General features: G+C 56.1%; 12 protein-coding genes. 2 read left to right on the top strand and 10 right to left on the bottom strand.

Annotated elements, in window-relative coordinates:
- Positions 1-46: 46 nt before the first annotated feature.
- Positions 47-1,477 carry a PepSY-associated TM helix domain-containing protein gene (locus tag WG938_RS00525; protein WP_339976482.1) on the bottom strand — a complete coding sequence of 477 codons (1,431 nt, stop codon included), beginning with the start codon at positions 1,475-1,477 and terminating at the stop codon, positions 47-49.
- Between the two features lie 187 nt (positions 1,478-1,664).
- Here WG938_RS00525 and mgrA point away from each other — a divergent pair, with 187 nt between their 5' ends.
- Positions 1,665-2,744, top strand: a complete 1,080-nt coding sequence (gene mgrA, locus WG938_RS00520) for an L-glyceraldehyde 3-phosphate reductase (protein ID WP_339976480.1) — start codon at positions 1,665-1,667, stop codon at positions 2,742-2,744.
- Here the strand turns inward: mgrA and WG938_RS00515 are convergent, their stop codons facing one another.
- Positions 2,745-4,151: an MFS transporter gene (locus WG938_RS00515; RefSeq protein WP_339976478.1), complete on the bottom strand. Its 1,407-nt coding sequence runs from the start codon at positions 4,149-4,151 to the stop codon at positions 2,745-2,747.
- A gap of 301 nt (positions 4,152-4,452) precedes the next feature.
- Between WG938_RS00515 and WG938_RS00510 the strand changes: the two genes are divergently transcribed.
- Positions 4,453-5,544 (top strand): type I restriction enzyme HsdR N-terminal domain-containing protein, encoded by a 1,092-nt coding sequence (locus WG938_RS00510; RefSeq protein WP_339976476.1) that lies wholly within the window; start codon positions 4,453-4,455, stop codon positions 5,542-5,544.
- Between the two features lie 5 nt (positions 5,545-5,549).
- Here WG938_RS00510 and WG938_RS00505 read toward each other — a convergent pair whose 3' ends face one another.
- The 8 genes from WG938_RS00505 to WG938_RS00470 all read right to left on the bottom strand — a co-directional run bounded on the left by WG938_RS00505 (position 5,550) and on the right by WG938_RS00470 (position 14,572).
- Complete coding sequence (locus tag WG938_RS00505) at positions 5,550-8,504, bottom strand: DEAD/DEAH box helicase (RefSeq protein ID WP_339976474.1); 2,955 nt, start codon at positions 8,502-8,504, stop codon at positions 5,550-5,552.
- 5 nt (positions 8,505-8,509) lie between these two features.
- On the bottom strand, positions 8,510-8,902 hold the full coding sequence (locus WG938_RS00500; protein ID WP_339976472.1) for a (deoxy)nucleoside triphosphate pyrophosphohydrolase: 393 nt from the start codon (positions 8,900-8,902) through the stop codon (positions 8,510-8,512).
- A 146-nt stretch (positions 8,903-9,048) separates the two neighbouring features.
- On the bottom strand, positions 9,049-9,738 hold the full coding sequence (locus tag WG938_RS00495) for a peroxiredoxin (RefSeq protein WP_339976744.1): 690 nt from the start codon (positions 9,736-9,738) through the stop codon (positions 9,049-9,051).
- A 386-nt stretch (positions 9,739-10,124) separates the two neighbouring features.
- Positions 10,125-11,282: an alkene reductase gene (locus WG938_RS00490; RefSeq protein ID WP_339976470.1), complete on the bottom strand. Its 1,158-nt coding sequence runs from the start codon at positions 11,280-11,282 to the stop codon at positions 10,125-10,127.
- Positions 11,283-11,299: 17 nt separating this feature from the next.
- Entirely contained in the window at positions 11,300-12,283 is a 984-nt protein-coding gene (locus tag WG938_RS00485) for an LLM class oxidoreductase (RefSeq protein WP_339976468.1), read from the bottom strand.
- Positions 12,284-12,331: 48 nt separating this feature from the next.
- Positions 12,332-12,670: a transglycosylase family protein gene (locus WG938_RS00480; protein ID WP_339976743.1), complete on the bottom strand. Its 339-nt coding sequence runs from the start codon at positions 12,668-12,670 to the stop codon at positions 12,332-12,334.
- 424 nt (positions 12,671-13,094) lie between these two features.
- Positions 13,095-13,928 carry a sulfite exporter TauE/SafE family protein gene (locus WG938_RS00475; protein WP_339976466.1) on the bottom strand — a complete coding sequence of 278 codons (834 nt, stop codon included), beginning with the start codon at positions 13,926-13,928 and terminating at the stop codon, positions 13,095-13,097.
- A gap of 29 nt (positions 13,929-13,957) precedes the next feature.
- Positions 13,958-14,572 (bottom strand): DUF1707 SHOCT-like domain-containing protein, encoded by a 615-nt coding sequence (locus WG938_RS00470; RefSeq protein WP_339976464.1) that lies wholly within the window; start codon positions 14,570-14,572, stop codon positions 13,958-13,960.
- Between the last annotated feature and the right edge of the window lie 47 nt (positions 14,573-14,619).

Raw genomic sequence — 14,619 nt, 5'->3', positions numbered from 1 at the left:
CGCTCAACAGACGTTGAGCGCAAGGTGGAAGATGGACAGGAGGGGCTTAGCTAGTGGCCTGCTGCGACGTGGCCTGACGCGATTTCACTGCTCGAATGAGTAGATCCACCACGACAAAGACAACAAGCGAAATGCCAAACAGTGGTGCAACAACGGCATACGCAGCAATCGCGACGAACAGGACAATCAGCACGGTTGGCTTCACATCGCGCCAGCGCGTAGGCCCAGGTAGGCGACCTGGCTTGAGCGGATCTCGCTTGCCACGCAGAAACCACATGACATAGCCGCGGATTGCAATGAGAATGATGCCGACTGCCAGCACAACCAGCACCAACTGATTCACGATGCCGAAGAGAATGCCCATATGAGCGTTGATGCCCCATTCGGCAAGCTTCGCAGGAAGAGACCAATCGGAAAACGGCACGTAATCAACGACTCTGCCGGTGGCACCATCGACAGTTACCGCATTCATGTCCGTGCGCCATTCAGTGCGAGCTTCCTTCACCAGCCACGCAGCACCCGGCTCCTCGGGGAGATACACGTTCATTGGGCCGTCAAGACCCTGGGCGCGTGCTACCTCTGCGACCAAATCCGCTTGACTGAGCGGTGCTGCGCTGGTGGTGGCGTCGGCAAGCTCAGTGTTTGCTTTCGGAGCGGTCCAGCTCATCTGCTCTCGCAATGTTGAGATGTTCTCGCCCGCAACCATCGACCAGGTCAGACCGGTCGCCGTCAGGAATAGGAGGCCAACGGTCAACCACGTACCGAGCGTCGCATGCTTGGCCATCTGCTTCATACGAGGCGAAGCCGGCTTCGCCGATTCTCGCTGTTTGCGGCGGCGACTGCGATCCCACCATAGCCACAGCCCGCCGAGCGCCAACGCGCCCATCCACGATGCAGCCAGTTCTGAGTAGATGCGGCCAGGATCGCCCATCCACAAGCGGCGATGCCCCTCCGACAACCAGGACCGCAGCGGCAGCGCACCCGACGAACCGTATTCGACCAGGTCGCCCTTGATGCTCAGATCACCGGGATCCACAAACACCGCATGGCGGTAACTCTCCGACTTCAACGTGTCATCCGCAAATGCCACTCGCGTCGTCCGCTCTGGGTCCTCCGATAGTTGTACCTGCAGCACGCTCAGATCTGGATGTACGGCTTGAGCTGCTTCGATCTGCTTTTCGACGGACTGCACAGGCGCATGCGATGTCGCCGTGAGTTCGTCGTGATAGACCACCTTTTCCAAGGTAGGTGCGACAGCGTATGCAAGGCCAGTGATTGCCGCGACGATGAGAAATGGAGCAATGAAGATTCCTGCTACGACGTGGAGCCTGTGCAAGAAAGCGCGTGGGCCACCCTGTCGTGCGCCGGTTGTGGTCTGCGTTCCCAACTGAGCGTCTGAGTCAGAGGCTCGCTGCGAAGGCTGAGCAGAGTCAGTATGTGACCCTGGACCACCCGGTTCAGAAGTGATTGATGTCATGGAATAGTAGTCGGCTGAAGCTCGTTTACAGTTCCTACGTAATTGTAATTTTTTGCTTAGTTTTTAGCGCCTGCAGCGTGACCTCCCGCTTCACCGGTCGACTCCACCGGCAATGGGTATTGCCTGTTAGGCGGTCGTCGAAAAGTGCCCCTTTCGCACACGCCCAAGCAGGGTTACAGTCGGAAACATGAGTACTTCGGCACGCTTTCCAGATGTTTACCAAGCCAGCGACTCTCGCTACGCGGACAGCACCGATGGCAAAGTGTTCTCCCCGGCTATGCCATACAACCGATCCGGCCATACGGGACTGAAGCTCCCAGCTATCACGCTCGGGCTGTGGCACAACTTCGGCGATGACCGGGCCTTTGGCACGCAACGCGAGATTCTGCGCGCGGCTTTCGACCGTGGCATCACGCACTTTGACTTGGCCAACAACTACGGCCCTCCCCCAGGTTTTGCTGAAGAGAACTTTGGCCGCGTCATGGAGAAGGATTTCCGTGCGTACCGTGACGAGATGATCATCAGCACAAAGGCCGGCTGGAACATGCAGGACGGCCCGTACGGTTTCGGCGGTTCGCGGAAATACCTGGTGGCCAGCTGCGATGCGTCGCTGAAGAGGATGGGACTGGACTACGTGGACATCTTCTACCACCACCGACCAGACCCTGAAACGCCTATCGAGGAGACCATCACCGCCCTCGACCACATCGTCCGCTCCGGTCGCGCCCTGTACGTTGGCATCAGCTCGTACTCGCCTGCGCTGACCGCCCAGGCGCAAGACATTGCGCGGGAGCTGGGTACGCCGCTGGCAATTCATCAGCCAAGCTATTCCATGTTCAACCGCTGGGTTGAGGACTCCCTTCTGGAGACCTGCCACGATAACGGCCTCGGCGTCATCGCGTTCTCCGCGCTGGCGCAGGGCTTGCTCACCAACCGCTACCTGGACGGCATTCCTGCCGATTCCCGCCTGGGCACGCACAAGATGCGCGCGAATTTCCTTAACGACGACACCCTCCAAGCAATTCGCGCACTCAACCGAATTGCTGCGTATCGAGGTCAATCGCTGGCACAAATGGCGATTGCCTGGGTGCTGCGTCGTCCGGAAGTGACATCTGCCCTGATCGGCGCAAGCTCGGTGGCGCAGTTGGACGACAATCTAGGTGCGCTGTCGAATCTCGAATTCGACGATGACGAGCTCGCTGAGATTGATAAGTGGGCGGTAGATAAGGGCATCAACCAGTGGCAGAAGGCTACTGATTCGGTGTAACTAGCGGGCGGTTGGCTTCTTCGCCAGTTCCGGCGAGCGGACAAACAGCAACACTGCTGCGCCCACAGCCAACACCAATATGATGCCCCAGATGCCCGCTCGATTCGTCCCGATAATGGCAACGAACGTACTAAACGCAATCGGCGCCATCCAGCTCACTGCCCTGCCGGTCGTCGCGTACAGGCCAAACATTTGGCCTTCGCGACCCTCCGGAGAAATGCGAGTGAGGAACGTTCGCGATGCCGACTGAGCTGGCCCAACAAACAGGCACAGGATCAGGCCGAAGATCCAGAAATTCGTTGGTCCGTCTACGAAGTACAGAATCGCAGCGTCGAGAATCATCAGGATGAGTGAGCCGAGGATGACTGGTTTCGGGCCGAAGGCGTCGTCAAGGAAGCCGCTGCCAAGCGCACCGAGAGCGCTGACTACATTCGCAGCAACGCCGAACAGAATGACATCCGACGCTGAGATTCCGTAATCCATCACTGCGAGCAACGCGCCGAATGTGAACACGCCGGCGAGACCGTCGCGGAAGATCGCTGACGCGATGAGGAAGAACACTGCGCTTCGGTCGGTGCGCCACAACTCCGCAATGGAGCCGAAGAGCTGCCTATACGAATCGACGATGCCACTCGACTGCAGCGCTGGATTCGCTTCGATCTCGCGGATACGGAAGAACAACGGAATCGACGAGACAATGAACCACACGGCCGCGAATACCGCGACGAGTCGCAGGTTAAAACCACCGTCGGTGTTGAGGTTGAGCAGGCCACCGTCGCCAGCGACGAAACCGAAGTAGCACAGCAGCAGCAGGATAATGCCACCGAAATAGCCCATTGACCAGCCAAAACCGGACACGCGACCGACATTGTCAGGCGAGGAGACTTGGCGGAGCATCGCGAAATAACTGACCTCCGCGAACTCAAACGTCAGGCTCGCCACGGCCATGATGGTGATGCCGACCCAGAAGTAGATGGCGCCGTCGTTACGTATCCCAAACAGCGACACCATCAGCGCAACAGTGATCAACGTCCACATAATGACGCTGCGTTTGCGCGTGCCACGTGCATCCGTGCGTTGGCCGACGACAGGTGCGATCAGCGCGATGCCGATGCCGGCGGCACCCATTGCGTAGCCGTACCAACTCGACGGCAGGATGGCTGAGTCGATGTTCTTGCCGACGGAGTCTGTGAGGTACACCGAGAAAATGAACGTGACCAGCACCGCATTGAAGGCTGCGGAGCCCCAGTCCCAGAGGCCCCACGCGAAGACGGTGCGTTTGTCGGTTTGGGGTGAGAGTTGTGTCGCGCGTGTTGTCGAGGCGGTGCCGGTGGGTGTGGAGCTTCCAGCAGAGCCACCCACGACTGAGCCACTCGTGGCGGAGGCATTGCGATCAGTTTGTGCCATGAAACCAGTGTGGCACGCGGGATGGGTTTGCGCTGGTGGGGATAATCTTTAATATCCTTCATGCCCTTCTAAAGCGACACCTCTTGATAGAGCTTCTTGCGGGCAGATATCGGAATGAAATCGAACAAGCTAGGCAGTCGTAATACTCGTATGCCAAAACAGGCAGCTGAAGAATAGCTAAAAGGTATAAGCTTCTGTTTTACAAGGCATGCAGGGAAAGATGACACCAATTGGTGACTAACTCAGTTTCCCCTTTCCTTGACAGATGTTGCGTTGGCACTTCCATGAAAGGTGGCTCATAGTGAGCATTGACCAAGCAATTTACACACTCGCGAGCAAAGTGCGGGAACTCAAGCCAATTATCGAAACTGAGGAAGCAACTAAAACAGCGTTTATTATCCCTTTTATAAGCTCTGTGCTCGGCTACGATGTTACGGATCCGAGGGAGGTAATCCCTGAATACACAGCAGATATCGGAGTAAAGAAGGGCGAGAAGGTTGACTTTGCAATCAAGTCTGGCGACGACTTCAGATTCCTGATCGAATGCAAGAAGATTGGTGAGCCACTCAGCCTTGATCATGCCAATCAGCTAGTCCGGTACTTCAATGTAACTGACACTGAATTTGCGATCCTTACCAATGGTGAAGTTTACGAATTCTACGCCCAATTGGACGCGGCTAATCGCATGGATGAGCGCCCCTTCATGACTATTGACTTGGCAAATATTGATGCACGAATATTCCCACACTTGGAAATGTGCTCGAAATCTAAGTTTGACTCAGAGACAATCGCTGCTAGCGCTGAGGAAATGAAGTACGTCGCCGAAATCAAGAAAGTTCTAGCCACACAGTTCCGTGAGCCGGATTCTGATTGGGTTCGGCTATTAGCCGCCCGCGTCACCACGCGAAGGATGACTACTCAGAATTTGGAGATGTTCACTCGCTTGGTCGCAACTGCATCCTCACAGTTCTTGAAAGACGAAGCGAATCGAAGGCTTAAGTCTGCACAAGACTTGGAAGACACTGCCCAGACGGCAGTAACGTCTTCCGTGTCACCGAAAGAAGACACAGTTGAAGAGCTTGAAATCGGCAGTTCAGATATTGTGACAACTGAGGAAGAGATTGCCGCTTTCAGCATTATCCGTGCGATTTGCTGCAGTGAAATTCCTGCAGCAGATATCCACATGCGGGACGCCAAGAGCTATTGCGCGATTCTATTCCAAGACAACAACCGGAAACCAATCGCGCGACTTTATTTTGATCGCCAGGTTCCACGAGTCGTTATCTTCGATGAAACTCGTAAACAGCACGGTTACGACATAGAGAATCTTGAGGATCTGTACAAGTACTCGGAGCAGCTGCGTGCCCGTGCTCGGTCCCTTAAGAGCAACTAACGCAACTACACCTCGAGCTTCGACTCCAGATACTCGAACAGACTGCTCGGTACTGGCGCATCGAGGTTCAGGTGCATGCGCACAACATCCAGTTGCTTGCCGTCGTCGCCTGGCATCTTCTCTTGTACGGCGTCCGACGAGCGCGCTTTGCCCATGTAGAAAAAGTCAGTGCCCTCCGCATCGTCCTTCTTGACGAAAAGGTGCAGGTCAATCGCGTTCTCTACTATGTCGCGGACCTCCTGACTCTTCAAGGTGCGACGGCTCCTCGTGAACCACTGCATTACTTGCGGGCTAAGGAAACGATCCTGATACGCAACGCTCGCTTCAACGTCACGGGACTTGTGATACGTCACGAAAATCGGGCAGCTCTTCGTCTTACGCTCAACCTTGTACCCGTACACGGTACTTTCGTTGTTGTTTTCCCAGCCCAGCAATCTACACACATCCCGACGCGAGTATCGATTACCCACCACCAGCTCGCCCTCCCACGAGGTGACGTGCTTGGACTGGAAAAGTCCGCATTCGATGAGGTCGTCGACATGCGAACGGAAAGTGTCAGGGAAACCATCGCCGTCGACACTAGCGCCCGCAACCCCAGCACCAACTCCATACGCCTCAGCCAGCTCCTGTGCGAGCACAATGGAATCACCGTCGACTTCGATCAATGGAATCCCGCCGTATTTCGCCACCTGTGCGCCAGTATGGAAATCAAAATGCAGCACCCGCACTACTGACTCCACGATGCTGGCGTCCGCCCGGGTGCGCTGCGTGATGAACAGCTCCCTAACATCTTCGCGGGAGAGCTTCCCCTTCTTCAGGAGCTCTCTCAACACGAGAAGCTCATGAGGTCGCTTGCCATTCAGCAGCTCTTTCGACATGAAATCAAGGATGGGCTTCTCGACGGCACCCGGCGCTGATTCAACAAACTTCAATGAATGCAACAACGACCAGTAGTTTTCATACTTCGTCGACAGCACTACGGGATCGACTGTCTGGAAACGGGCGAAGTCCATCAGCCGTGGGATCGCATTCAAGCGTTCCTGCAGGTTGAGGATGTCCTTCTTGAACTCTTGCTTGCCGGAGATCCGTGCCACGGCTAGCGACTGCAGAATCTTCGCCTGCGATATCTCGTCAAAGTTGACACTAGAGACACCCGACAGTGCGCGGTGGCTGGACTCGATAATGCTTTTTCGAATTCGGTCCTTATCGCGTGAGTTATCGCCAAAAAGTGCAATCGGAATTAGATAGTTATTGGCATAATTACCAATGAAATCAATAACCCGCAGATGGTCTTTACCAGGTGCTTTACGCAAACCTCGGCCCAATTGTTGCGTGAAAATAATGCTCGACTGCGTGCCACGCAGCATCACAATTTGGTTGATCGTTGGAATATCAATGCCTTCATTGAACAAGTCAACCGTGACGATGTAATCAAGTTCGCCGGCCTCTAGCTTTGCGACGGTCGCATTGCGCTCACGAATGTCAGACTCACCAGTCAGCTCCGCGGTTCGAAGTCGCAATCCATTCAGCTTTTCCCTGTTGAGAAGTACCGAAAGCTCTCGGGCTTCAGTCTTTCGGCTGCAGAAGATCAACCCTCGTGCCCCACGTGGATGCCCATACTGTCGAAGCTTCTCCACGATGTGCTTCACGCGTTCTTCATTAACGAGGTATGCCAGTTCTGACGTGTCAGTAACTGTCTCGTTGTTCTCATTCACAAAGTCCGTCACGCCGTAGTAGTGAAACGGCACCAGCATTTCTTCTTCTAAAGCTGCATGCAAACGAATCTCATACGGAACGTTGTAGTCGAACAGCTCATATACGTTAAAGCCGTCAGTACGCTCCGGTGTAGCTGTCAGACCCAATAGGAACTCGGGGCTGAAGTGGTCAATCACTCGTCGATAAGAAGTGGCACCGGACCGATGCACTTCGTCGACGATTATGTAGCCGAAGGCATCGGAAGGAATCTGGCTAAGCGTTTCCGCGCGCGACAACGACTGGATAGAGGCGAATACAAAAGGCGTGTTCAGTTCACGCGATGCCCCAACGAACTTGCCGAAGTCTGAACGTGGCCGTTCGAGTACTCGCCGGAACTCCTCGATTGCCTTGTCCAGAATTTGTTCGCGGTGAACGATGAAGAGCATCCGGGCTGGGTTGGCGTTTCGCACAGCAAGAGCCGCGAGAATTGTCTTTCCTGTGCCAGTTGCAGAGACGACGACGGCTCGTCGTTCGCCCGCTAGACGCAGCTCATCAATCTTTTCTAAAGCGTCTGCCTGCATCGCATTCGGCTCAATGCGGGCATCTGCGTCGAGATCAAAGCCTTCGTCGGAGACGGTTTGAACCGTGACCCGAGGCTTCCGTACCCGCTCGTACTCCAAGATCCATTCGGCAGTGAGCGGAAAGGAATCTGCCAACTGACGATCAATGGCCGCGGACAGCTGGTACGCAATATCGCCGTCGGTGCTCGCCGAGAAACGGAAATTCCACTCCTGGTTAGACACCAGCGCAGAATCCGTCAGATTGGAGCTACCAATTATCGCCGTCAACAAAGGCGTTTGCTCGAAGACGTAGCCCTTAGCGTGGAAACCAGCACGCGGGTTGTCATAGATATAGACATCGACGTTGTCGAGAAGCAACAGCTCCCGGAACACATCAGGGTGATTGAAATCGAGATAGCGCGACGTGACAATCGTGCCTCGACCTTTGAAATCAAGCAGCGCCTGTTTCAGCAGTGCCAACCCAGTCGCGGACACAAAAGCGATCGAGAACTTAAAACTGTCGGAGCGTTTCAGCTCTTCGTGCAGAGCGCCCAGCATCGACACATCTGGTGTATTCGCAATCAATTGCGGTTCGTAGATGCGTGGCGACTCAACCGCATGATCGACAAAGCCGAAGTTCAGGTCATGTCTGAGACTGACTACGTCCCTGTCAGTGGCCCCGCTGGCTAATGGTCCGCTGGCCATGGTGTTTAGAGCTCTTTGGAGATAATCTCAACTGCCGGAATATCTGCAGGAGCCCACATCAATTCGGTCATTTCAGAGCCGTTGACCCAACGGATCTCCTCATGCTCGGTGAGCTGGGGTTCGCCACTTTCAAGAGTGCAGTAATACGTCGACAAAATGACAATGCCGAAGTCATATTCATGCTCCGTCGTGGTGACGTGCTCCCCCACCTTGGCATCACACATCAGTTCTTCGCGGAGTTCACGAGCGAGCGACTGTTCCGGGGTTTCTCCCTCCTCAATCTTGCCGCCGGGGAATTCCCAGTAGCCAGCAAGCGATTTACCAGCGCCACGCTTTGCAGCCAACACCTTGTCATCTCGAACAAGCACGGCGCCCGTGACGTTAATTCGCTTCTTCAACTCGACTCCCCGCTAACTGAACTCTGCACTAACCGAACTCAACCGAACATTCGTGCGGCCCATGCTAACACCCCGCCAAACAAAAGAGCTGCTTCACGACGTGATCGTCGCAAAGCAGCTCCCAGGTTGAAGCCCTAATTCAGGCCCTACTTCTTGCCCTGAATAGTGTTCTCGATGGTCTCCTCATCGATGGCCTTGGTGCAGAAGAACCAGTCCACGCACTCGACGCCCTCTTCCTCGCCGGCCATGCGATCCTTCGCGACACCACACGAACCAGCTGGTGGAACGATGACGCGCTCGCCTGGACGCCAGTCAGCAGGCGTTGCGACGCCAAAGTTGTCCGCGGTCTGCAGAGCCTTGACGACGCGCAGAATCTCGTCAAAGTTGCGGCCAGTCGACTGCGGGTAGTACAGAATCGTACGAACCTTGCCCGTTGGATCCACGATAAAGACAGCGCGAACGCCGGAAGTCTCGCCCTCGCCCGGCATGATCATGCCGTACTTGCGGGAGACGTTCATGGAAACGTCATCGATCAATGGGAACTTGACCTGGACGTTCTTCCAGCCACGGAACTCCATCTTCTCCTCGATGGTGCGCAGCCAAGCAATGTGGCTGTGCAGGCCGTCGACGGAGACACCAACCAGTTCGGTGTTGTACTTGCGGAACTCGTCGGCCATGACAGCGAAGGTCATGAACTCAGAGGTGCACACCGGGGTGAAGTCAGCTGGGTGGGAGAAGAGAATGGACCACTTGCCTGCGTAATCCTCAGGGTAATTGACGGTGCCCTGCGTGGACTCGGCGGTGAAGCTTGGTGCCTGGTCGCCGATGCGTGGCATCGAGTGAACGATTGGAGCGTTCTCGGTAGCGGTGTTCTGCGTGGCGGCGTTGTTAGCAGCGGTGTTTTCGGTAGACATGGTGCCTCCTATAGACGAACCAAATAGATGAACGTGCTGGTAAAACCATTCCCCTATACCCCTCGGGGGATAACTCCAGCCTAGAGGTATTGAATAATACTTTCAATAGAACGTGACCAAACACATATTTCTATTAATCATGGCTCGACGGAGGGTTTACCTATCACTACCTCCGCTTTACGACGGAGCCCGCAGCGCAGAACGATTACACGGCATTGAATCGGCGCCGTTCTTGCGCGGTCCACGCGCCACAGCCACTCACCCGAGACAGCAACGCTGCCGCAGCCACTCACCCCGCAACGCACTACCTAGTCCACAAACGGATAATCCGTGTACCCGTGCGCGCCTCCAACATAGAACGTGGACTTATCAGGTTCATTGAGTTCAAGGCCATTACGCCAGCGACGCACCAAATCCGGGTTAGCGATAAACATTCGCCCCACAGCAACAGCATCCGCGAGATCGTCCTCAACGATGTGAAGGGCGTCATCTAGCTGCGTGACCTCAGCAAAACCACTGTTCAGGATAAACACGCCCCCAAAACGCTCACGCAACTGGGCAACCAGGCCACGGCCACGCTCAGCACCAGCACCCGCATCGCCAGCACCAGCACCAGCAACATCCGCGTACAACATCGACACATACGCGATGCCCAACTCCCGAGCTGCATCCATCACAGCCCCGTACGTCGCCAGCACATCGGCATCGTCTTCTTCCAGCGCACCTTGGATGTTGTGCTGTGGCGAAATCCGCAAGCCCACGCGCCCGGCCCCAATTTCTTCGGCCAACTCACGCAGCAACTCCACGACAATCCGCGCCCGCCCATCCGGCGATCCGCCGTACTCGTCAGTTCGCACATTCGACACCGGGCTCAAGAATTGGTGCAGCAAGTACCCATTCGCCCCATGGAGCTCGACACCATCAAAACCGGCAGCCATGGCCCGGCGCGCCGCATCCAGAAACTCGCGCTTCACGCGGGCGACGTCGTCAAGCGTCATTTCTCGAGGCACCGGCGCCTCAATCTTTCCGCCAAAACCTCGCGCCGGCCAGCCCGTCGCCAACGCACTGGGCGCTTCCGGCTCGGCCCCGCGCAGCAAATCCGGGTGCGACGTGCGCCCACCGTGCATGATCTGCATAACGAAAGTGCCACCCGCTTCATGCACCTTCTTTACGACGGGCTCCCATGCCGCAGCATGCTCATCATTCGCGATTCCGGCCTGACCAGGGAAAGCGCGGCAGCTGTACGCCGGAAACACGCCTTCGGTAACCACCATGCCGGCGCTTGCGCGTTGCGAGTAGTAGTCACGATGCAGGTCCGTCGGCGTGCCGTCCTCGCCTGCGCGTTGCCTGGTCAGCGCAGCCATAGTCAGACGGTTGTTCAGCGTCAGTTCGCCCGCGGTCAGCGGTTCGAAAAGCTGGGAATTCTGGTTCGCACTCCGGTCAGAGGTCGAGATGGTTTCACTCATACCCGCACGCTACCGAATCACTCGCTAATTGCGCATCCTATTTCCGGCATTACATATTCGATGAACTCATCCATCTGGTCCTCCGCTGGACGACGACTCCGCCGGAAATTCACCGACACGTGATTGATGCCCAGCGCCCGTTGCGAATCCAACAACTCCAGCAACGCATTCCTGCCTAGCCGGTATCCGAAGTCGGCACCTGCAGCAGGTGCGTCTGGATCTTCGACAAGGTCCAACCACAAGGATTCACTAAACGGCTTGAAGTCCTCATAGTCAGCAGTTGCTTCCCGCCACCGCGCAATATTGACCTTCTGCTCCGGCAAACTGCGGTGATAGGTAAACCAGCCGTGCATATGCTCGGCTTTCCATTCCATAGATTGCTGGCAAGACCCCGTCGCAATCAGTGGTACCTCGCGCGCGATCGGTTTAGGCACGACATCGGAACCACCCATTTTTCCGCCGCTCCATTTAATAGGGCGGTAACTCGTGGTCATTGCCTTGCGGTAGACGGCGATGTGTTCGCGGAAGACGTCGTCACGCTTGCCCTTGTCCTGGCCGAAAGCCGGGAATTCTTCGGGACGGTCTCCGGTAGCAACACCGAACAGGAATCGACCGCCGCTGAGTCGATCGATGGTGGCTGCGCGCTTCGCCATCACTAACGGGTGCTGGAACGGCACCACGATCGCGCCTGTGCCCAGCGCAATTGACTTCGTATGAGCTGCCAGGTAACTCAGGTACATCCATGGGTCATAGACTTGCCCAACGTCACCGAAGGTTTCGACGCGCAGTGGAATGTCCCGCACCCAGACAGCCGAAAAGCCGCCCGACTCGGCCTTCTTTACAAGGCGAACCTGGTTGTCCAGGTGGTCGTCGGGCGACTCTTCAGAATCTTCCTCAATAGGAAGTGACAAACCAATGGTGAGCGAACCAGGTGCATACGTTCGGCGAAAACCTGGTAGCTCCCAGTGCGGTACGTCTGATAGCGCGAAGAGTTCTGACATGGGTGTCAGGCTAACGCGTTACGACGACCGTCCGCAGAGGTTTGTTGTTTAGTACAGTGGGCCACCACAGTTTGGCCATGCGCCTGGGCCCTGGCCCTCGAGGACGCGCTCAGCGATTTCGATCTGCTGTTCCTTGGTTGCCTGGTCAGCGGTTGGTGCGTACTGGTCGCCACCGAAACCGGTCCAGGTGGTTGGGCTGAACTGCAGGCCACCGTAGTAGCCGTTGCCGGTGTTGATGTGCCAGTCGCCACCGGACTCGCACTGTGCGACCTGGTCCCACTGCTCAACGGTTGCTGCCTGTGCAGCTGGAGCAACCAGCAGTGGAGCTGCTGCGATGCCGAGTGCCATTGCGGTGCCGGTAACAGTCTTCTTGATGGAAGAACGCATAAAGGTGTTTTCTCCTACCTGGTACTTTTCGCCTAAAGCGGACTCCTGCGCCTCATTCTTCGTTGAGACCCCAGGTGACCGCAGCGCAGCCGTGCCACGAAGCGTAGGTCGAGCCAAAGATTCTCTTTGACCACCCATGGGCGCCCAACGTAGCCGACCTCCTCCCCGGTCTGTCAAGGGGACTCGCAGAGGCTTATTTCAGTTCGATAACGTCACGACGACCACCCCGACTGAACGGCATGCACCTCATCAGGCCAGCGCAACTGTGTTTTATCGCCGGTCAAAATTGCGCTGTTTTTAGCGTTATTCCGTGAATTTTTTTATTCTGTTATTTTTCTCAGGCCGACTCCCCCAGATTGGCGTGCTGCCACCGCTGCAGGTGCTAACTGTTGTGGTCAAACTGCCATGCCAAGCACCATGTTCGTCAGTTGATTAGTGCTCGTCCAAGCATCAACACAAGCGATGCAATGACACCTACGACAAGACAGGCTCGAATCGTCGAATCGGAGAACCTCACTACCCACTTGGAACCGAACCAGCCACCAACGGCATTGCCGAGCGCGAGAAGTAGGACCAGCGCCAGAGAAGGAGGACTGATTAGCCAATAGGCGACTGCACCAGTGGTGTTCAGAATCAGCTGAATGAACTTAGCCGTCGCTAACGCTCGACCCAAACTCACCGACAAGACATACTGGATGATCAGTATGAGAAAGCTGCCAGTCGCAGGGCCCAGAAACCCGTCATAGAAGGCAACTGCGCTCACAATCAATGCGAATACGATCAGGTTCGGCGAAGGAGCTTCGCCCGCTTCAATCGTTGCCTGCTGCTTTCGTACCAACCGTGGTTGAACAGCCACGATATAAAACAAGACCGCAACCATTGTGATTGCGATGAGTGGCGTAAAGACGGCCGTCGATAAGCGGGACGCTAACAGCACACCCGCCGAGGCAAGAGGAATACCCACTGCACAGGCGACCGCAGCGGCGCGCGTATCAAGATGGGCAACGCCCGGCGCGCGACGAAACCGCAGGTAAGAAACAAGATTTCCTGCAGCGGCAGATGCTTTGTTGAGGGCCATTGTCGGAGCAACGGGCGCTCCAGAAGCTACTGAGAACAGGATAGGAATTTGAACGACACCACCGCCACCAGTGGTTGCGTCGGCAATTCCTGCACCAATGCCAGCGAGAAGCAGCAGAACAAGTCCGAGTGCATCGATGGGGACGCCACCGATATTGAGATCTGCGAAAAACAATTCCACTACAACACCAACGAGACTGATTTATTGAGCTACTTCCCCAACTCGCGGCGACGTTCCACGGCCAACTTCAGGCGTTCCTTTCGTTCCTTCTTCTCAGCCTCGCTGAGTTCGTCGTAGATGTCTTCATCTTCGTCATCGAGACCGTAGAAAGCTCGGACGCCCACCGCCGCCGCACCACCGACGAGGAATGCCAACCAGAAGTAGCTCCACTCGAAGACGAACAGCCCCAAGAAGAACACGATCATCGTCACCGACCCGATCAGCCAGTCAGCGCGCTCTACTTTCTTGCCGCGCTCGATAATGCGATCCAGTTCGTACTCGGTATCCAGCGCACTTGCTCGGGATGGCAGCGAGTTCGCTCCAGCACCGACGGCCCCCACACCACTGGCACCACTCACGCCACCTGTACCTCGTCGCGCCAGGTCAGTACGGGCTACGTCAGCGCGGGCGTTCGCCTCAATGCCACCCGGCAAATCGGCAAACAGCGCATCCAACTCGGAACGCATCTTTGCCTGCGCCGCCTCCTCCGTCCGTTCTTCGAACTCAGCCAGGTCCAGATAGCCATTCGCGAAGTGCTCCCCCAACACGTCCAATGCCTGTGACCGCTCTGGGTCACCTACTCGCAAATCTGGGTTCTCGGACATGGGTGCTCCAATCGCTGATGTGCGGTTGTGTGGAAGACAGCTTTACG

This window comes from Corynebacterium sp. H113 (genome assembly GCF_037572315.1).
Classification (GTDB): Bacteria; Actinomycetota; Actinomycetes; order Mycobacteriales; family Mycobacteriaceae; genus Corynebacterium.
The sequence above is the reverse complement of the archived record's forward strand: the minus strand, read 5'-3'. Positions and strand labels throughout refer to the sequence as shown.